The sequence below is a fragment of the Microbacterium invictum genome (genome assembly GCF_014197265.1).
GTDB lineage: Bacteria > Actinomycetota > Actinomycetes > Actinomycetales > Microbacteriaceae > Microbacterium > Microbacterium invictum.
On record NZ_JACIFH010000001.1, the window covers coordinates 108223 to 126551 of the forward strand.

At 69.7% G+C, this 18329-nt stretch carries 21 protein-coding genes and 1 tRNA gene; 17 read left to right on the forward strand and 5 right to left on the reverse strand.

The window, feature by feature from the left end; translation table 11 throughout:
• The first annotated feature begins 7 nt into the window (after positions 1-7).
• The 7 genes from BKA10_RS00565 (at position 8) to rplA (ending at position 4737) form a co-directional block, all read left to right on the forward strand.
• Positions 8-1369, forward strand: a complete 1362-nt coding sequence (locus BKA10_RS00565) for an NAD-dependent succinate-semialdehyde dehydrogenase (RefSeq protein ID WP_183497974.1) — start codon at positions 8-10, stop codon at positions 1367-1369.
• A 43-nt stretch (positions 1370-1412) separates the two neighbouring features.
• A complete protein-coding gene (locus BKA10_RS00570) occupies positions 1413-1850 on the forward strand; it encodes a pyridoxamine 5'-phosphate oxidase family protein (protein WP_183497976.1) in 438 nt (145 codons plus the stop codon).
• Between the two features lie 159 nt (positions 1851-2009).
• A tRNA-Trp gene (locus BKA10_RS00575) sits at positions 2010-2082 on the forward strand.
• A gap of 74 nt (positions 2083-2156) precedes the next feature.
• Positions 2157-2420 (forward strand): preprotein translocase subunit SecE, encoded by a 264-nt coding sequence (gene secE / locus BKA10_RS00580; RefSeq protein WP_183497978.1) that lies wholly within the window; start codon positions 2157-2159, stop codon positions 2418-2420.
• Positions 2421-2488: 68 nt separating this feature from the next.
• Complete coding sequence (gene nusG / locus BKA10_RS00585) at positions 2489-3508, forward strand: transcription termination/antitermination protein NusG (protein WP_183497980.1); 1020 nt, start codon at positions 2489-2491, stop codon at positions 3506-3508.
• A 94-nt stretch (positions 3509-3602) separates the two neighbouring features.
• Positions 3603-4034, forward strand: coding sequence for a 50S ribosomal protein L11 (gene rplK / locus BKA10_RS00590; protein WP_183497982.1), 432 nt, complete (start codon positions 3603-3605; stop codon positions 4032-4034).
• Between the two features lie 13 nt (positions 4035-4047).
• Entirely contained in the window at positions 4048-4737 is a 690-nt protein-coding gene (rplA, locus tag BKA10_RS00595; RefSeq protein ID WP_183497984.1) for a 50S ribosomal protein L1, read from the forward strand.
• 66 nt (positions 4738-4803) lie between these two features.
• Here rplA and BKA10_RS00600 read toward each other — a convergent pair whose 3' ends face one another.
• Complete coding sequence (locus BKA10_RS00600) at positions 4804-5079, reverse strand: acylphosphatase (protein ID WP_183497986.1); 276 nt, start codon at positions 5077-5079, stop codon at positions 4804-4806.
• 45 nt (positions 5080-5124) lie between these two features.
• Here BKA10_RS00600 and BKA10_RS00605 point away from each other — a divergent pair, with 45 nt between their 5' ends.
• A complete protein-coding gene (locus BKA10_RS00605) occupies positions 5125-5472 on the forward strand; it encodes an iron chaperone (protein WP_183497988.1) in 348 nt (115 codons plus the stop codon).
• Between the two features lie 11 nt (positions 5473-5483).
• Here the strand turns inward: BKA10_RS00605 and BKA10_RS00610 are convergent, their stop codons facing one another.
• A complete protein-coding gene (locus BKA10_RS00610) occupies positions 5484-6098 on the reverse strand; it encodes a LysE family transporter (protein ID WP_183497990.1) in 615 nt (204 codons plus the stop codon).
• 71 nt (positions 6099-6169) lie between these two features.
• On the opposite strand from BKA10_RS00610, the gene BKA10_RS00615 reads away from it, so the two are divergent.
• Positions 6170-7054, forward strand: a complete 885-nt coding sequence (locus BKA10_RS00615; protein ID WP_183497992.1) for a LysR family transcriptional regulator ArgP — start codon at positions 6170-6172, stop codon at positions 7052-7054.
• A gap of 5 nt (positions 7055-7059) precedes the next feature.
• Here the strand turns inward: BKA10_RS00615 and BKA10_RS00620 are convergent, their stop codons facing one another.
• Both BKA10_RS00620 and BKA10_RS00625 read right to left on the reverse strand, forming a co-directional pair.
• Complete coding sequence (locus tag BKA10_RS00620) at positions 7060-8085, reverse strand: NADP-dependent oxidoreductase (protein ID WP_183497994.1); 1026 nt, start codon at positions 8083-8085, stop codon at positions 7060-7062.
• A gap of 101 nt (positions 8086-8186) precedes the next feature.
• Positions 8187-9377 carry an ROK family transcriptional regulator gene (locus BKA10_RS00625; RefSeq protein WP_183497996.1) on the reverse strand — a complete coding sequence of 397 codons (1191 nt, stop codon included), beginning with the start codon at positions 9375-9377 and terminating at the stop codon, positions 8187-8189.
• Positions 9378-9492: 115 nt separating this feature from the next.
• On the opposite strand from BKA10_RS00625, the gene BKA10_RS00630 reads away from it, so the two are divergent.
• The 8 genes from BKA10_RS00630 to BKA10_RS00665 all read left to right on the forward strand — a co-directional run bounded on the left by BKA10_RS00630 (position 9493) and on the right by BKA10_RS00665 (position 17853).
• Positions 9493-10599 (forward strand): Gfo/Idh/MocA family protein, encoded by a 1107-nt coding sequence (locus BKA10_RS00630; protein ID WP_183497998.1) that lies wholly within the window; start codon positions 9493-9495, stop codon positions 10597-10599.
• Positions 10596-12176 (forward strand): sugar ABC transporter ATP-binding protein, encoded by a 1581-nt coding sequence (locus tag BKA10_RS00635; RefSeq protein ID WP_183498000.1) that lies wholly within the window; start codon positions 10596-10598, stop codon positions 12174-12176. Before BKA10_RS00630 ends, BKA10_RS00635 begins: the two co-directional genes overlap by 4 nt.
• On the forward strand, positions 12173-13255 hold the full coding sequence (locus BKA10_RS00640) for an ABC transporter permease (protein WP_183498002.1): 1083 nt from the start codon (positions 12173-12175) through the stop codon (positions 13253-13255). The genes BKA10_RS00635 and BKA10_RS00640 overlap by 4 nt, the downstream gene beginning before the upstream one ends.
• The gene (locus BKA10_RS00645; RefSeq protein ID WP_183498003.1) at positions 13252-14334 is read left to right on the forward strand and encodes an ABC transporter permease; all 1083 of its coding nucleotides are present in this window, start codon (positions 13252-13254) and stop codon (positions 14332-14334) included. The genes BKA10_RS00640 and BKA10_RS00645 overlap by 4 nt, the downstream gene beginning before the upstream one ends.
• Positions 14335-14336: 2 nt before the next feature.
• A complete protein-coding gene (locus tag BKA10_RS00650; protein WP_183498005.1) occupies positions 14337-15548 on the forward strand; it encodes a substrate-binding domain-containing protein in 1212 nt (403 codons plus the stop codon).
• A gap of 83 nt (positions 15549-15631) precedes the next feature.
• A complete protein-coding gene (locus BKA10_RS00655; RefSeq protein WP_183498007.1) occupies positions 15632-16489 on the forward strand; it encodes a sugar phosphate isomerase/epimerase family protein in 858 nt (285 codons plus the stop codon).
• 51 nt (positions 16490-16540) lie between these two features.
• Positions 16541-17560, forward strand: a complete 1020-nt coding sequence (locus tag BKA10_RS00660; protein ID WP_183498009.1) for a sugar phosphate isomerase/epimerase family protein — start codon at positions 16541-16543, stop codon at positions 17558-17560.
• Positions 17557-17853 carry a Dabb family protein gene (locus BKA10_RS00665; RefSeq protein ID WP_183498011.1) on the forward strand — a complete coding sequence of 99 codons (297 nt, stop codon included), beginning with the start codon at positions 17557-17559 and terminating at the stop codon, positions 17851-17853. Before BKA10_RS00660 ends, BKA10_RS00665 begins: the two co-directional genes overlap by 4 nt.
• A gap of 9 nt (positions 17854-17862) precedes the next feature.
• On the opposite strand, the gene BKA10_RS00670 is transcribed toward BKA10_RS00665, so the two are convergent.
• A complete protein-coding gene (locus tag BKA10_RS00670) occupies positions 17863-18324 on the reverse strand; it encodes a MarR family winged helix-turn-helix transcriptional regulator (RefSeq protein ID WP_183498013.1) in 462 nt (153 codons plus the stop codon).
• Positions 18325-18329: the final 5 nt, after the last annotated feature.

Here is an 18329-nt window from a genome sequence, read left to right on the forward strand (position 1 = left end):
AGGATCCATGACCGGCTACACCGTCACCAACCCCGCCACCGGCGAGCAGCTCGCCACGTATCCGCTGGCCACCGACGCCGAGGTCGAACAGGGCATCGCCGATGCGCACGCCGCAGCTCAGGGCTGGGGTCGCACCTCGGCCACCGCCGACCGAGCCGGCCTGCTCCGCGCGGCCGCGCAGCTGCATCGCGACCGCCGTGACGAGCTGGCGGAGATCATCGTGCGTGAGATGGGCAAAACCCTCGAGGCGGCGCTCGGTGAGGTCGACTTCGCCGCCGACATCACCGAGTACTACGCCGACCACATCGACGAGATCACCGCCGACACGGCGGTGCCCATCGACGGCGATGGCGCCGCGGTGATCCGCCGCACACCGCTGGGCGCCCTGCTGGGCGTGATGCCGTGGAACTTCCCGTACTACCAGGTGGCCCGCTTCACCGCGCCCAACCTGGCGATGGGCAACACCATCATCCTCAAGCACGCCGAGCAGTGCCCGGCGTCGGCCGCCGCGATCGCGCGCATCTACGACGACGCCGGCTTCCCGCGCGGCGCCTACGTGAACCTCTACCTGTCGCACGATCAGGCCGCCGCGGTCGTCGCCGACCCGCGCGTGCGCGGGGCGTCGGTCACCGGATCCGAGCGCGCCGGCGCCGCCGTCGCAGAGGTCGCCGGCCGCAACCTGAAGAAGGTGGCGCTCGAGCTGGGCGGCTCCGATCCGTTCATCGTGCTGTCGACCGACGACCTCGATGCCGTCGTCGCACAGGCCGTCGATGCCCGGCTCGACAACACCGGACAGTCGTGCAACGCTGCGAAGCGCTTCATCGTGGCATCCGGCCTCTACGACGCCTTCGTCGAGAAGTTCTCCGACGCGATGGCCGCCGCCACCGTCGGCGACCCGTTCGACGACGTCGTGCTCGGGCCGCTGTCGTCGCTGGCAGCGGCCGAGCGCCTCGAGCATCAGGTGCAGGATGCCGTGGCCGAAGGCGCGCGGGTGGTGACCGGCGGCACGCGCGATCGCGCCTTCTTCGCGCCGACCGTGCTGACCGGTGTGACCGCGTCGATGAACGCGTACCGGGAAGAGCTGTTCGGCCCGGTCGGGGTCGTCTACCGCGCCGACGACGAGGACGACGCGGTGCGGATCGCGAACGACACGCCGTTCGGGCTGGGCTCGTATCTGTTCACCACCGATCCGGCGCAGGCGCAGCGCGTTGCGGAGCGCATCGAGGCGGGGATGGTGTTCGTGAATCTCGTCCTCGCCGACGAGGCGGGCCTGCCGTTCGGAGGCGTGAAGCGCAGCGGCACCGGGCGCGAACTTGGGCTGCTGGGCGCGGACGAGTTCGTCAACAAGAAGCTGATTCGCACGGCGTGAGACACCGTTCGCTTCCCGCGCCGGGGACGGGCAAGATGGGGGTATGGACGAGAACACAGAGGTCGTCCAGCGGTTGACCGACCAGGACTGCTGGGACCACATCTCCGGCGAGGCCCTGGGCCGACTGGTCACGCACGTCGGTGAGGTGCTCGACGTCTTCCCGGTGAACTTCGTCGTCGACGACGGCACGATCGTCTTCCGGACGGCGGAGGGCAGCAAGCTCACCGAGCTCACGATCAACGACGAGGTGCTCTTCGAGGTCGACGCGCACACCGAGACCGATGCGTGGAGCGTCGTCGTCCGCGGGCACGCGCGCCGGCTGCGCACCAACGACGAGGTGCAGGCCGCCGATGCGCTGCCGCTGAAGCCGTGGATCCCCACCCTGAAGTACAACTATGTGCGCATCGTGCCGACGTCGCTGTCGGGGCGCGCGTTCGTCCGCAGCGAAGAGCCCGACCGCTACGGCATCCAGCAGTACTGACGGCGGGGCCTGTGGCATCCGCTCAGATTCGCGTCGCCCGCCGGGCATGACGTACACTTGACGATGCAGTTGTCTGCATTCTTTTGCCGTGCCCGCGGATCGGGAACCCCCTGAAAATGGTTACGGTAGAAGTGTGGACACCCGGGATCGAGAGATCTTAGGGCGGTAGCTCAATTGGCAGAGCAGCGGTCTCCAAAACCGCAGGTTGCAGGTTCGATTCCTGTCCGCCCTGCGCGCGCCAGCGGTCACGCTGGCACCACGCGCCAGCAGCGTGCTGGCACGGAACACATCACACAGGTGGGTTGAATGGTCCAGGATGAGCCGAACGGCGAGATCGTCGCGGCAGGCGGGGCGACCCGAGAGAAGAAGCTGAACTTCTTCCAGCGGATCGCACTGTTCATCCGTCAGGTCTTCGCCGAGCTCCGCAAGGTCGTCACCCCGACCCGACAGGAGCTCCTGAAGTTCACGGGTGTCGTCCTCGGGTTCGTCGCCGTCATGATGGGCTTCGTCTACGGCCTCGACCTGCTGTTCACGTGGGTCGTGGAGATCGTCTTCGGCGTCCCGCGCTGAGTTCCTCGTGAGCTCGCCCGCGGGATGGAAACGACGGGCATCCAGACCACCAATGGAAGAGAACGCAAGTGTCTGAAAGATATGTCGACGACGCCGACTGGGCGACCGCTGCCGAGCAGTCGAGCGAGGATGACGAGGCCCAGGAGGGCAACATCCTCGCCGACCAGGAGCGCTCGGCCGAGGCGCCCGAGCACACGGCGGTGCACGTCGTGGACACCGAGGGCGGCGATGACACCGACGCCGACCTCGACGACATCGACATCGACGACCCGGAGGCAGATGCGATCGTGAACGACGCACTCGAGATCGACCAGGCAGCAGAGGCCGAGGCCGCCGCCGAGGTGCTTAACGACTCCCTCGCCGAAGAGACCGCCGATCGCGCCGCGCAGGCCGCTGAAGAGGTCACTCCCTACGACGGCCCCGAGGTGGGCGGCGATGACGAGGCCGACGCCGACGAAGAGCCCGAAGACCCGTACGAGGCGTTCCGCGCCGACCTGCGCGTGCTCCCGGGCAAGTGGTACGTCATCCACTCCTACGCCGGCTTCGAGCGCAAGGTGAAGGCCAACATCGAGCAGCGCAAGTCGACGCTCGAGGTCGAAGAGGACATCTACCAGGTCGAGGTTCCCCTCGAAGACGTCGTCGAGATCAAGAACGGCCAGCGCAAGATGGTCACGCGCGTCCGGATCCCCGGCTACGTGCTCGTGCGCATGGAGCTGAACGAAGACACCTGGTCGGTCGTGCGCCACACTCCCGGCGTCACCGGCTTCGTCGGCAACGCCCACAACCCGACCCCGCTGCGCTTCGAAGAGGCCTTCAACATGCTGAAGTCGCTCGTCGAGGCCAAGGAGGTCGCCCCGGCCAAGGGCGGTGCGGCCAAGGGTGCTGCGACGCAGCCCCGCGCGCTGCCGGCCGAGGTCGACTTCGAGGTCGGCGAGACCATCACCATCAAGGAAGGCTCCTTCGCCGGCCTGCCCGGCACGATCAGCGAGATCAAGCCCGAGAGCGGCAAGCTCACGGTCCTCGTCTCGCTGTTCGAGCGCGAGACCCCGGTCGAGCTGTCGTTCGACCAGGTCACCAAGATGGTGTGAGACTTCCCGGCTGTGCCGGGGACACCGCTGCTCGGAGATGCCGAGCGTGCGGGAGAGGGATGCCACCGGCATCCACTCGAGGAAAGGAAAGAGAATGGCACCGAAGAAGAAGGTGACCGGCCTGATCAAGCTTCAGATCAACGCCGGCGCCGCCAACCCGGCGCCGCCGATCGGGCCCGCGCTCGGTCAGCATGGCGTCAACATCATGGAGTTCTGCAAGGCGTACAACGCCGCGACCGAGTCGCAGCGCGGCAACGTCATCCCCGTGGAGATCACCGTCTACGAGGACCGCAGCTTCACGTTCATCCTGAAGACCCCGCCGGCCGCGGAGCTCATCAAGAAGGCCGCCGGCGTCGCCAAGGGCTCGTCGACCCCGCACACGACCAAGGTGGCCAAGCTCACCAAGGACCAGGTGCGCGAGATCGCGCAGACCAAGCAGCCCGATCTGAACGCGAACGACCTCGAGGCCGCCTCGAAGATCATCGCCGGCACCGCCCGCTCCATGGGCATCACGGTTGAGGGCTGAGGGGATAACGACAATGGCCAAGTCCAAGGTTTACGAAGCTGCCGCGGCGAAGATCGACCGCGACAAGTTCTACACGTCCACCGAGGCGGTCGTCCTCGCGAAGGAGACCGGCTCGAAGAAGTTCGACTCCACCGTCGAGGTCGCCCTCAAGCTCGCGGTCGATCCGCGCAAGGCCGACCAGATGGTCCGCGGCACCGTCATGCTGCCGCACGGCACCGGCAAGACCGCCCGCGTCATCGTGTTCGCGACGGGTCCGGCCGCTGAGGCCGCGATCGCCGCGGGTGCGGACGAGGTCGGCGGCGCCGAGCTCATCGAGAAGGTGTCGGGCGGCTGGACCGATTTCGACGCCGCGGTCTCGACCCCTGAGCTCATGGGCCAGGTCGGGCGTCTCGGCAAGGTCCTCGGTCCCCGTGGCCTCATGCCGAACCCCAAGACCGGCACCGTGACCCCCAACCCGGCCAAGGCCGTCGAGGAGATCAAGGGCGGCAAGATCGAGTTCCGCGTCGACAAGCACGCCAACGTGCACTTCATCGTCGGCAAGGCCTCGTTCACGGCCGAACAGCTGGACGAGAACTTCAAGGCCGCTCTCGAGGAGATCGTCCGTCTGAAGCCGTCGAGCGCGAAGGGCCGCTACATCCAGAAGGGTGCGCTGTCGACCACGTTCGGTCCCGGCATCCCGCTGGACGTCAACGCCATCGGCTGACATCCGTCGCATAACGAGAGGCCTCACCTTCGGGTGGGGCCTCTCGTCGTGGACGGATGCCGCGGCTCACGCCGTCGGCAGCACCTCGAAGCCGCGCGCGCCGGTGGCCTCGGCATCGGTCACCTGCGCCGAGGCGACCCGCGACCCGGGCGGGCCTTCGGCCATCCAGGCGAGCACCTCGTCGACCTGCACGTCGGTGCCCTCGACCTCGGCCTCGACGGTCCCGTCGCGGCGATTGCGGACCCATCCGTGGACGCCGGCCTCACGCGCGACCATCCGCATCGTGTAGCGGTAGCCCACGCCCTGGACGTCTCCGTGGACGATCACGTGCACGCGTCTCATGCCTCCATCCTGTCGCGGCCGTCCGGAAGATGACAGGATGCCGCCATGGGAACCATCGACGACTACCTCGCCGGGCTCGATCCGCTGGATGCGGCCGTCATCGGCCACGCCTACGACATCGCCCGGGAAGAGGTTCCCGACGCGGAGCAGGGGCTCGGGTACGGGATGCCGGCGCTCACCTACCGCGGCAAGGCGCTGCTCTCTCTCATGCGCGCCAAGCAGCACGTCGGCGTCTACCCGTTCAGTCCGGCCGCGATCAACGAGATCGCCGAGCTGCTCGACGGGGTCGACTCGGCCAAGGGGACGATCCGGTTCTCCCCCGATGCGCCGCTGCCCGACGCCACGATCCGTGCGCTCGTGCGGGCGCGGAAGGCGCAGATCGAGGGGACGTGAGCGTCTTTTCGTCAACGGGGGAGGACGAGTGAGACCGCGAGGGCGAGCATCACGACGGCGATGACACCGTCGAGGATCCGCCAGGCGCGCGGGGTGGCCAGCCACCCGCCGAGCCAGCGCGCGCCCAGGGCGAGACCGAAGAACCAGAGGAACGATGCCACGACCGCACCGGCCGCGAACCACCAGCGCGCGTCGCCGTGCGTGCTGGCGACCGAGCCCAGCAGGAACACGGTGTCGAGGTAGACGTGCGGGTTCAGCCAGGTGAGCGCGAGGCAGGTCAGGATCACGGCTGCGGCGGTCGTCGCCGTCGCTGTCTCGGCGACGACGGTGAGAGCTGAACCGGTCGGACGCATCGCGCGCCGCGCCGCCAGAACGGCGTACCCGGCGAGGAACAGCGCGCCCGCCCATCGCACGACGTCGATGGCCCACGGCGCCGTGTGCAGCACGAGGCCCAGACCGGAGACACCGAGAACGATGAGGATGGCGTCCGACACCGCGCACACGGCCGCGACCGTGAGCGCGTACTCCCGGCGCACACCCTGGCGCAGGACGAACAGGTTCTGCGCGCCGATCGCGATGATCAGCGACAGCCCGAGGCCGAGGCCGGCGATTGCGGAAGGGAGCACACCCAGACGCTACGTTCACGCACTGATACAGTCCAGCTCAGAATTCTTTTCCCGCATTAGGAGCGCTTACGTTGCGATTGTCCGCCGAGCTCGCCGAGACCCTGGTCGTCGTCCTCGATGAGGGCAGCCTGGATTCCGCTGCGCGACGTCTCCATATCACCCCCTCGGCGGTCAGCCAGCGCATCAAAGCTCTCGAGGAGCAGGTGGGGCGAGTACTGCTGGTCCGCTCGAAGCCGGTCCGGCCCACCGACGCGGCGCACGCGATCGTCCGCTATGCGCGCCAGCTGTCGCTGCTCGAGCACGATGCGCTCGCCGAGCTCGGCGGCGCGGATGACGCTCGGGTCTCCGTGCCGCTTGCGGTCAACGCCGACTCGCTGGCCACCTGGTTCCTCGCACCGCTCGCGCGGCTGGCATCGCGGTATCCACTCGTCTTCGACCTGCACCGCGACGACCAGGACTTCACCGCGGGCCTGCTCGAATCGGGCACGGTGATGGGGGCGGTGACCTCGCGCGCCGAGCCGGTGTCGGGGTGCGCCGTCAGCTCCCTCGGGGTGCTGCGCTACGAAGCCGTGGCGACCCCCGCATACGTCGGCACGTGGCTGAGCGGCCCCGACCGCGAGCGGAGCCTCGCCGCGGCCCCGCTGATCGATTTCGACCGCCGAGACGACCTGCAGCGGCAGTGGCTCACCGCGCGCGGGGTCGATCCGTCGCGGCCGCCACGCCACTTCGTGCCCGCGTCGCACGACTTCGCGGCCGCGACGCGGCTCGGACTGGGCTGGGCGCTGCTGCCGCGACTGCAGTCGCAGGCGGCGCTGGACGCGAATGAACTCGTGCTGCTGGGCGGGCCGCCGGTCGACGTGCCGCTCTACTGGCAGCAGTGGAACCTGCGTTCGCCGGTGCTGGATGCCGTCGCCGACGAGATCGTGGCGGAGGGGCGTCGTGTCCTGGTGGTGTGACCGTCTCAGTCGTCGCTGACTCGGAGTACGATCTTGCCGCGCGTGTGACCGCGCTCGATTTCGGCGTGTGCGGCACCGGCATCCACCAGATCGAAGACCTTGTCGACGTACACCTGGACACCGCCGGAATCGAGCAGCCGGGCGATCGTGGCCAGGGCTGCGCCATCGGGGACCACCTTGTGCTGCGTCGCCCGCACGCCCGCGGTGGCGGCGGCGGCAACGTAGTCGGGGAACGCGCCGGTGGGCACCATGATGTACAGGCCGCCGGGGCGCAGCACCCCGAGCGAGCGGGTGCCGGTCTCGTCGTGCACGTTGCCGACGAGGTCGATCACCACGTCGACATCGTGCAGCGCGTCCTCGAACCGCGTCGTGGCGTAGTCGATGACCTCGTGCGCTCCCAGCTTGCGCAGCCACGCCAGATTGCGCTCGGAGCCCGTGGCCGTCACGTGCGCGCCGAAGTAGGCGGCCAGCTGAACGGCGAAGTGGCCCACGCCGCCGGCCCCGGCGTGGATCAGAACGCGCTGCCCCTCGTGCGCGCGGGCGGTCTCGACCACGAGCCCCCACGCGGTGAGGGCGGCCAGCGGCACCCCGGCCGCCTCGACGTGCGACAGCGAAGCCGGCTTGCGCGCCACCGACAGCGTGGGCACGACCGTGTACTCGGCGTACGTGCCGCCGGAGCGGGGGAACGGGACCATGCCGAACACCTCCGTGCCCGGCTGCAGCGCGTGCGATTCGTCGGGAGATCTGACGACCACCCCGCTGAAGTCGAAGCCCAGGGTGCTGGGGAGAGCGTCGATCGCACCGAAGGTGCCGCGCCCGGCGCGGGTCTTGGCGTCGATGGGGTTGATGCCCGCGGCGACCACGCGCACGAGCAGCTCGCTGATCACCGGAGACGGCGTGGCGATCTCGGCCTCGCCCAGCACGCTCACGTCGCCGGGGGCGGAGAAGACCACCGCCCGCATGGTCGGCGGGGGCGGGGCGACGGCAACGGTCGGCGGCACGGATGCCGGGTGCAACGGCCGAAATCGCATCGGGCCCTCCTTCGCGTCCCGGCCTCGTGACCGGCACAGCCAAGTCAACCCGGTCCGGGTTTCGGATGTGTTACGCCGGTGGTGCGACACCGCGACGACCGCTATGCGCGTGCGCCCCGCGCGTCGACGCTCGCAGGCGACAGCACCTGCTGGATCACCATGATGGCCGCCCCCATGACGCCCGCCGTCTCGCCACCCTGCGATTGCACGATGCCGAGGTGCTGCGTCGCCAGCGGGATCGAGCGGCGGTAGACGACTTCACGCACGCCCGCCAGCAGATGCTCGCCGGCGCGGGCCACGCTGCCGCCGAGCACGATGATGGAGGGGTTGAGCATGTTGACGACGGTCGATAAGACCTCGCCGACCTCACGGCCGGCCTGACGGGTCGCCGCGATGGCCGCCGGGTGTCCGCTGCGCACGAGGTCGACGACGTCCGCGCTGCCTGCCGCGGCGATCCCCTGGGAGCGCAGCTCTGCGGCGATCGCCGTTCCGCTGGCGATCGCCTCGAGGTCGCGCTCGTCACCGGCGGGCCGGGGCGAGTCATGGCTGTACGGCACCTGCACGTGCCCCATGTCGCCGGCCGAGCCCTGGGCGCCGCGCTGCAGCGTCCCGCCCGAGATGATGCCTGCGCCGATGCCGGTCGCGACCTTCACGAAGACCAGATCGGCGATCCCGGGCCAGCCGACGGACTGCTCGCCCAGCGCGAGGATGTTGACGTCGTTGTCGACGAGCACCGGTACGTCGAAGCTGCCCTGGACGTACCGCGGGATGTCGAAGCGGTCCCAGCCCGGCATGATCGGCGGATTGGTGGGCCGTCCGGTGGAGTGCTCCACCGGTCCGGGGACGCCGATGCCCACGCCGGCCAGTCGTGCGCGGGCGTCGGTCTCCGCATCGAGGAGAGCCCCGCCTTCGGCGATGACGACGTCGAGGACGGTCTCCGGCCCGGCGGCGATGTCGAGAGGATGCGTGCGCGACGCGACGATCCGGCCCGTGAGGTCGGCGATGGCCACCGTGGCGTGTGTGGCGCCGAGGTCGGCAGCGAGGACGTAGCCGGCGAGCGGGTTGAATGCGACGCGGGCCGGGGGCCTGCCGCCGGTCGACACCGCTTCGCCGGCGGGCCGGACCAGGCCCGAGGCCAGCAGCGCGTCGACGCGGTTCGAGACGGTCGACCGTGCCAGGCCGGTGAGGTTGGCCAGCTCGGCCTTCGTGCGCGCGCGGCCGTCGCGGAGGATCTGGAAGATCTCGCCGGCCCCCGAGACAGGCGCTCCCGTGGCGCGGACGGCATCGACCATGGCCACAGTAAATCACAGCGACTCCTGCCGATGTGTGTGCGACTTACGAATAACGAAACTGTGACTTTTGATTTTGCTCTAGCAAAAGTCGGGTGAGTCATGTCAGAATCGCCGCATGACAACGGATGTCACCGACACCGGCGTCGGGACGATCCGCACCGGAGTCCTCGGCGGCGGGTTCATGGCGCGGGTCCACACTGCGGCAGCGCGCGCGGCCGGCGCCCAGCTGGCCGGCATCGCGACCTCCACCCCCGCTGGCTCCGCCACCGCCGCCCGCGACCTCGGCTACGAGCGGGCCGAGCAGGACGCGCAGGCTCTGCTCGCGGCATCCGATCTCGATGTCGTCCACGTCTGCACCCCCAACGCGACCCACGCGTCGCTGGCGCTCACCGCGATCGAAGCCGGCCATCATGTCGTGTGTGAGAAGCCCCTGGCGACCCGCGTCGACGACGCGCGGGACCTCGTCGAGGCCGCCGCACGGCGAGGGGTGGTCGGCGCGGTCCCGTTCGTCTACCGCTACCACCCCATGGTCCGCGAAGCCCGCGCCCGCATCGCGCGCGGCGACCTCGGCGCACTGCTGACGATCGACTGCGCGTATCTGCAGGACTGGATGCTCCTGCCCGGCGACGACGACTGGCGCACCCGGGCGGCGTCGGGCGGCGACTCCCGCGCATTCGCCGACATCGGCTCGCACCTGTTCGACCTCATCGAGTTCGTGGCCGGCGACCCGGTGGCGCGGCTGCTGGCGCGCACACGCCGCGTGTTCGACCGCCGGGGTGCGCACGAGGTCACCAACGAAGACGTCGCCGCGGTGCTGTTCGAGACCGAGTCGGGGGCGCTGGGCACGGCGCTGGTGAGCCAGATGGCTGCCGGCCGCAAGAACGCGCTGGTCGTCGAGTTCCACGGTGCGAACGAGAGCGTGCGGTTCGAACAGGAGCGGCCCGAGGAGCTCTGGATCGGCGCCCGCGATTCATCGCGCGTGCTGCTGCGCGATCCCGCCACCGCGTCGCCGGACTCCGCGCGCCTGCAGCGGATGCCGGCCGGCCACCCCATGGGATATCAAGACGCGTTCAACAGCTTCGTCGCCGACGTCTATGCCGCCGTCGGAGGGGCCCACCCAGAGGGCCTGCCGACCTTCGCCGACGGCCTGCGGGCCGCCGTGCTCACCGAGGCCGTGCTGGCATCGGCGGCCACCGGGCAGTGGATCGAGGTGCCCCGATGAATCAGGACACCCTGCTCGCCGGATCAGCCGCCCACGCCGGCGCCGGCGAGGTCGTGCTGCGCGCGCGGGGGATCGGCAAGGGCTTCTTCGGCGTGCGCGTGCTGTCGGGCATCGACGTCGAGGTCCGCCGAGGCGAGGTGCACGGTCTGGTCGGCGAGAACGGCGCCGGCAAGTCGACGCTCATGAAGATCCTCGCCGGCGTGCACACCGCCGATGAGGGGACCGTCGAGCTCGAGGGCCGCGAGGTGTCCTTCACGCACCCGATCCAGGCGATGGATGCCGGATTGGTCACCGTCTTCCAGGAGTTCACCCTGCTGCCCGAGCGCACCGTCGCGCAGAACGTGTTCCTCGGCCGCGAGCCGCGGCGGGCCGGGTTCGTCGACAAGCGGGAGATGATCACCCGCGCCCGCGCACTACTGGACGATCTGGGCGTCACGTTCATCGACCCGACCGCCCGGGTCGCGTCGCTGACCGTCGCCGAGCAGCAGATCGTCGAGATCGTCAAGGCCCTCTCGTTCGACGCGCGGGTCATCTCGATGGACGAGCCGACGGCGGCGCTCAGCGATCGCGAGGTCGAGCTGCTCTACGCGATCGTGCGGCGCCTCACCGCGCGCGGTGTGGCCGTCATCTACGTCTCGCACCGGCTCAAGGAGATCTTCGAGCTGTGCGACCGCATCACCATCCTCAAGGACGGTGCGCTCGTGTCGACCGACGACACCGCTGCGCTGACCACCGGTGAGCTCGTCCGCCGCATGGTGGGCCGTCCGATCCAGTCCTATTTCCCGGGGCCGGCCGACGGCACCGTCACCGGTGACGTGCGCCTCGAGCTCGAGACGTGCGGCAACGAGTACGTCGACGGGGTGAGCCTCGCGCTGCGCGCCGGCGAGATCGTCGGCGTCGCCGGGCTGCAGGGCTCGGGCCGCACCGAACTGGTCGAGGCGATCTTCGGCGTGGATCCCTTCACTCGCGGTACGGTCCGAGTGGATGGGAAGCCGGTGCGCTTCACGGGCGCGCGAGCGGCCGTCCGGGCTGGTGTGGCGCTGGTCACCGAAGACCGCAAGGCGCAGGGGCTCGCGCTCGGGCAGTCCGTGCTCGACAACGCGCTGCTGGTGATGCGCAGCGTCTTCGCCGGACGCACTGTCGCGTCCCGCCGGTCGATCCCCGGCATCCTGTCCTCCCTCGAGGTCAGCGCCCGCGGCGTGGACCAGGAGGTGCGCTATCTCTCCGGCGGCAACCAGCAGAAGGTCGTGCTGGCCAAATGGCTTGTGACCGAGCCCCAGATCGTCCTGTTCGACGAGCCGACGCGCGGCATCGACGTCGGCGCGAAGGTCGCTGTCTACCAGCTGATGCGGCAGCTGGCCGCCGAGGGCAGAGCCGTGCTGATGGTGTCCAGCGAGCTGCCCGAGGTGATCGGCATGAGTGATCGCATCCTCGTCATGCGCGACGGCGAGCTCGTCGCCGAGCTGCCCGCCGGCGCGGCGGAGCACGAAGTACTCGCCGCAGCCACGGGCACGCCCGAGGCCGCCGCCGACGTCATCGAAGACCCCCGCACCCGGACGGGGGAGGAGCGGTCATGAAGCGCCTGCGCATCGACTCGACCGTCATCGTCCTGGCGATCCTGCTGCTGGCGATCGTCGTCGGCGCGATCCTCGTCGCCACCCAGGGTCGCAGCTTCTTCAGCCCCGGGAACATCCGCGACATCCTCACCGGCATGAGCGTGCTGGGGCTCGTCGCCATCGGGCAGACCCTCGTGGTCCTGGGCGCCTCGCTCGATCTGTCCGTCACCTATGTGATGAGTCTGGCGAGCCTCATCGGCGCGACCACGATGGCCGGGAACCCTGCGAACATCCCCTGGGCGGTGACGCTGACGTTGCTGGTGTGCGCCGGCATCGGGCTGGCGAACGGCCTGATCGTGACCGTGCTGAAGGTCAACGGCTTCATCGCCACGCTCGGCGTCGGACTGATCCTGCAGGGCGTGCTCAACACGAGCTTCCAGGGCAGCGCCGGCTCGGTCCCGTGGGACTTCCAGCTGCTCGGGGCGACCGGCATCGGGCCCGTGCCGGTGTCGACGATCATCATGATCGCGCTCGCAGTGCTCGTCTGGTTCCTGCTGGACCGTACCCGCACCGGTGCGCACCTGTTCGCCGTCGGCGGCGACCCCGAGGTGGCACGGCTCTCGGGTGTGCGCACCCGCCCGCCGCTGATCGCCGCGCACGTGCTGTGCTCGGTGTTCGCCGGGCTTGCCGGGCTGCTGCTGGCAAGCCGCCTCGGCGTGGGAAGCCCCACGGTCGGCCAGCAGGGCGGGTACGCGCTGCTGTCGATCGCCGCGGTCGTGCTCGGCGGCACGCTGCTGCTCGGCGGCCGCGGCTCGGTGTGGGGCACGATCGGCGGCGTCGCGATCTTCGCGGTCGTCGACAACGTCATGAGCGTGATGCAGGTCAACCCGTTCCTCAAGGACGTCGTCCGCGGTGTCGTCATCGTCGCCGCCGTCGCCGTCTACAGCCGCCGCGCGATCGTGCGCCGCCGTACCCGGTTCGGCCCGGGCGGCACCCGCACCGGAGGGGATGCCGCGGCCCTCGCCGCCGCACCGGCCATGGCCGCGGCATCGGCGGCGCTCACAGCCGAGACCGACCGGGGCGAGGGAGACGGGCGATGAACGTCGTGCGCACCCTGATCAGCCCCCGCGGGGCGGTGTTCCTGCTGCTGGTCGTGCTGCTGGTGGCCATCACGATCTTGAACCCCGGCTTCGCCGAGCCCGGGCAGCTCATGCGCTACATCCAGCGGGTCGCGCCGGTGGCGATCGTCGCGATCGGACAGTACTTCGTGATCATCGCGGGGGAGTTCGACCTGTCACAGGGCTCGCTCATCACCGCGCAGGTGATCATCGCCGGCAACCTGGTCGGGCAGGACGATGCCCGCACCGTGCCCGTGCTGCTGCTGATGGTCGTGTTCGGCGCGCTGGTGGGTCTCGTGAACGGACTGCTGACCACGCTGCTGAAGGTGCCCTCGTTCATCGTGACGCTCGGCATGATGCTGGCCCTGCTGGGCGGCGTCATGTGGTGGACCGGCGGAGCGGCCACCGGCAACCCCGCCGACAGCTTCCGGCAGATCGGGCGCGGCGGCATCCGTGATCTGCCGCTGATCGATTTCCTGCCCTGGTCGGTGCTGATCCTCGCCGGCTGGCTGGCGCTGGGCATCTGGGTCACCAGACGGCCCTTCGGCAAGGTCCTGATCGCCCTGGGCGACAACCCTCGTGCCGCCCGCTATGCCGGTGCGCGCTCGTGGTGGGTGACCACGCGCGCGTTCATCATCTCGGCGGTGTCGGCCACCCTCTCGGGCGTGCTGCTCGTCGGCTATGCCGGCGTGCATCCTTCGGTCGGCCGCGGGTACGAGTTCATCGCCATCACCGCCGTCGTGCTGGGCGGGGTCGTCCTCGGCGGCGGGCGCGGCTGGATCGTCGCCGCCGTCGCAGGGGCGTTCGTCCTCGAGGCGTTGTTCCTGCTGCTGAACATCGCCGGCATCCCCTCGTCGCTGCGCGATGCCGTGCAGGGAGTCATCATCATCGCCGCCGTGGCCTACTCGGGCGTCGTCTTCCGGGCGCGCCGCAAGAGCGCGCCCGCCACCGCTTCCCCCGCACCGGGGGATGAACCCGACGCGCCCCCGGGTGCGGAGGGTCGCACGTCCGCATCACCTGCCCTCGCAGCCGAGGGCGTCACAGAAACCAGAGGAGACTAGCAATGCGACGATCAACGAAGATCGCGACCGCCACCCTGGCGCTCGTCGGCCTGTTCGCCCTCGCCGGGTGTACGACCGATCCCAGCGTGGCGCCGCCCGAAGAGACGGGCGACGCGGCACCGCCCGCGTCGTCGAACGAGTGGTTCGACCAGGCGCTGTTCGACACCCAGGACGCCCAGCGCGACGTCGTGCCCGAAGGTCCGGAGGACGAGCCGTACCTGCAGCACATCGACGCCGAGATGGTCGACACGTCCGACTACGCGAGCGAGGGCGCCAAGAAGGCCTGCTTCGCGAACGCGTCGATCTCGAACCCGTGGCGCCAGACCGGCTGGATCACGATGAACGAGCAGTTGAAGGCACTGCAGGACGAAGGCGTCATCAGCGAGATGGAGACCCGCGACGCGCAGGACTCCGATGACACCCAGATCGCCGACATCGACTACTTCATCGCCGAGGGCGCGTGCGACGTGTTCATCATCTCTCCCAACAGCACGGCGGCCATGACTCCGGCCGTCGAGCGGGCATGCGAGACCGGCAAGCCGGTCATCGTGTTCGACCGCGGCGTGAACACCGACTGCCCGGTCACGTTCATCCACCCGATCGGCGGCTTCGCCTGGGGTATCGACACCGCGGAGTTCCTCATCGAGAACCTCGAAGAGGGCGACAAGGTCGTGGGCCTGCGGATCCTGCCCGGCGTGGACGTGCTCGAGCAGCGCTGGGCCGCGGCGGAGAAGCTGTTCGAAGAGGCCGGCATCGACGCGGTCGACTACTTCACCGGCGCCGATCCGGCCGAGATCAAGGGCATCATCAGCGACGAGCTCGCCACCGGCGACGTGAAGGGCATCTGGATGGATGCCGGCGATGGAGCCGTCGCGGCGATCGAGGCGTTCGAGGACGCCGGCGTCGACTACCCGGTCATGACCGGCGAAGACGAGATGAGCTTCCTGCGCAAGTGGAAGGAGACGGGTCTGACCGGACTCGCGCCGGTGTATTCGAACTTCCAGTGGCGCACCCCGCTGCTGGCGGCGAAGGCCATCTTCGCCGGCGAGGAGATCCCGAAGGAGTGGGTGCTCCCGCAGAGCCCCATCACCGCGGGCGAGCTCGACGAGTACCTCGCCGCGAACGACGGCATGCCCGACGGGCACTACGCCAAGTTCGGCGGTGAGAATCTTCCCGGGTTCCCCGAGGTGTGGCAGCAGCGCCAGATCCCGTAACCGCGAGATGGGTCCCGCACTTCCGCCGGCCTCCCGCCGGATGGAAGGGTGGGACCCATCACCTCGTCTCCGAAAGGACGCGCATGCGTCGCATCATCGGCGTCAACACCTGGGTGTGGACCTCGCCGCTCACCGACGAATCGCTGGCCGAGCTCGCCCCGCGGATCGCGGGGATGGGATTCGGCGCGATCGAGCTGCCGCTCGAGAACGCCGCGGACTGGGACGCCGCCCGCGCGCGCGACCTGCTCGCCGGGCTGGGCCTCGCTCCGGTGGTCATCGGCGCGATGGGTCCCGGCAGGTCACTGGTCGACCGCGCCGGGAACGTGCCGGCGACGCAGGAGTATCTGCGCACCTGCCTCGCGACGGCGCAGCAGGTCGGCGCAGCCGTGGTCGCCGGGCCGTTCTACGCCCCCACCGGGGTGACGTGGCGGATGACCGCCGACGAGCGCACCGAGGTCGTCGCTCAGCTGCGTCGCAACCTGCGCCCGCTCATCGACGAAGCCGCCGACGCCGGCATCATGCTGGGCATCGAGCCGCTCAACCGCTACGAGACGAGCGTCGTCAACACCGTTGCACAGGGCCTCGACGCGTTCGCCCCGCTGTTCGGACCCGGACTCGGGCTCGCGCTGGACACCTACCATCTCAACATCGAGGAGAAGCTCCCGGAAGCCGCGATCCGCGCGGCGAGCGGCCACATCGCCCACGTGCAGGTGTGCGGCAGCGACCGCGGAACGGTCGGCGACGACCACACCGACTGGCCCGCCACGCTGGCCGCCCTCGACGATGCCGGCTACGACGGCATCCTGGGCCTGGAGAGCTTCACCGGCGCGAACGCGACCATTGCCGTCGCGGCCTCGGTCTGGCGACCGCTCGCGCCGTCGCAGGACGAACTGGCCACCCGGTCGCTGGCCTACCTCAACGCGCTTCAGCCGGCACCCTGACCCGCATCCGCACGACCACGCCCCGAAAACCGCACCCGAACCGAGGAACTCATGGCACAGCATCCCGTCACCCTGTTCACCGGCCAGTGGGCCGATCTGCCGTTCGAGGAGGTGGCACGGCTGGCGGCGTCGTGGGGTTACGACGGTCTGGAGATCGCGGCATCCGGCGATCATCTCGATCTCAAGCGCGCCGACGAGGACGACGCGTACCTCACGTCGCGGCTCGAGGTGCTCGACCGGCACGGACTGCGTGTGTTCGCGATCTCGAACCATCTCGCCGGCCAGGCGGTCTGCGACGCGCCGATCGATTTCCGCCATCAGGCGATCGTGCGCGATTACGTGTGGGGCGACGGGGATGCCGAGGGGGTGCGGCAGCGCGCTGCGGAGGACATGAAGCGCGCGGCGCGAGTGGCCCGCAAGCTCGGCGTCGACACCGTCGTGGGGTTCACCGGATCGTCGATCTGGCCGTATGTGGCGATGTTCCCGCCGGTGCCCGCCGCCGTGATCGACGCCGGCTACGAGGACTTCGCGTCCCGGTGGAACCCGATCCTCGATGTCTTCGACGCCGAGGGGGTGCGCTTCGCGCACGAGGTGCACCCGAACGAGATCGCGTACGACTACTGGACCAGCGTGCGGACGCTGGAGGCGATCGGGCACCGGGAGGCGTTCGGCTTCAATTGGGACCCGAGCCACATGATGTGGCAGAACATCGACCCGGTCGGGTTCATCTGGGACTTCCAGGACCGGATCTACCACGTCGACTGCAAGGACACCCGGATGCGGCCCCGCAACGGCCGCGCCGGGGTGCTCGGTTCACACCTGGCCTGGGGCGACCCGCGCCGCGGCTGGGACTTCGTCTCCACCGGCCACGGCGACGTCCCCTGGGAGGACGCGTTCCGCGCTCTCGACGCGATCGGCTACACCGGACCCATCTCGATCGAGTGGGAGGATGCCGGGATGGACCGCCTCCACGGCGCATCCGAGGCCCTCGGGTTCGTCCGCTCGCTGCTGTGGAAGGCCCCCACGGCATCCTTCGACGCGGCCTTCAGCAGTCAGGACACCGACGCATGAGCATCCAGCACACGGTCGTCTTCCGGCTCGTTCATCCCCACGGCGACCAGCGGGAGAATGCGTTCCTCGCGGACGGGCGACGGATCCTCTCATCGATCCCCGGCGTCGGGGACTTCACCGTGCAGCGGCAGGTGAGTCCGAAGAGCGCCCTCACCCATCAGTTCGCGATGGTCTTCGCCGACGACGCGGCATACGCGGCGTACAACGCGCATCCCGATCATGTCGCATTCGTCGAAGAGCGGTGGGCGACGGAGGTCGCCGAATTCCAGGAGTACGACTTCCTCGCGCTGTGACGCGGGGACTCAGCCCGGTACCGCGGACTGCGAGAGGGCGCGCAGCAGCCGCGTGAGTTCGCGGATGTCGTCGACATCCCAGCGATCCAGTGCGTTCGACAGGGCGCTCTCGCGCGGCGCGCGCACCTCGCGCAGTCGGCGCAGACCGTCGGCCGTGGCTGAGATGAGGCTGGAGCGGCCGTCCGTGGGGTCCGGCGTGCGGGTGACGAGGCCGAGATCCTCGAGTTCGCGCACCGTGCGGCTGAGCTGCCCCTTGTCGGTGTGCAGCGACTCGGCGAGTGCCGACAGCGTGATCGATTCGCGCCGCACGATGGTCGTGAACACCTTGTAGGCGCCGGGCAGCATGCCCGGGCTGAGCCGGTTCGCGTTCTCCGCGAACAGCCGGCGCACGTGGGTGAACAGCTCGCTGAACTCGCCCTCGAGGGCGCGCACCGCATCGGCGCGCGCCTCTCGGGTATCGTTCGCGGTCATCGTGT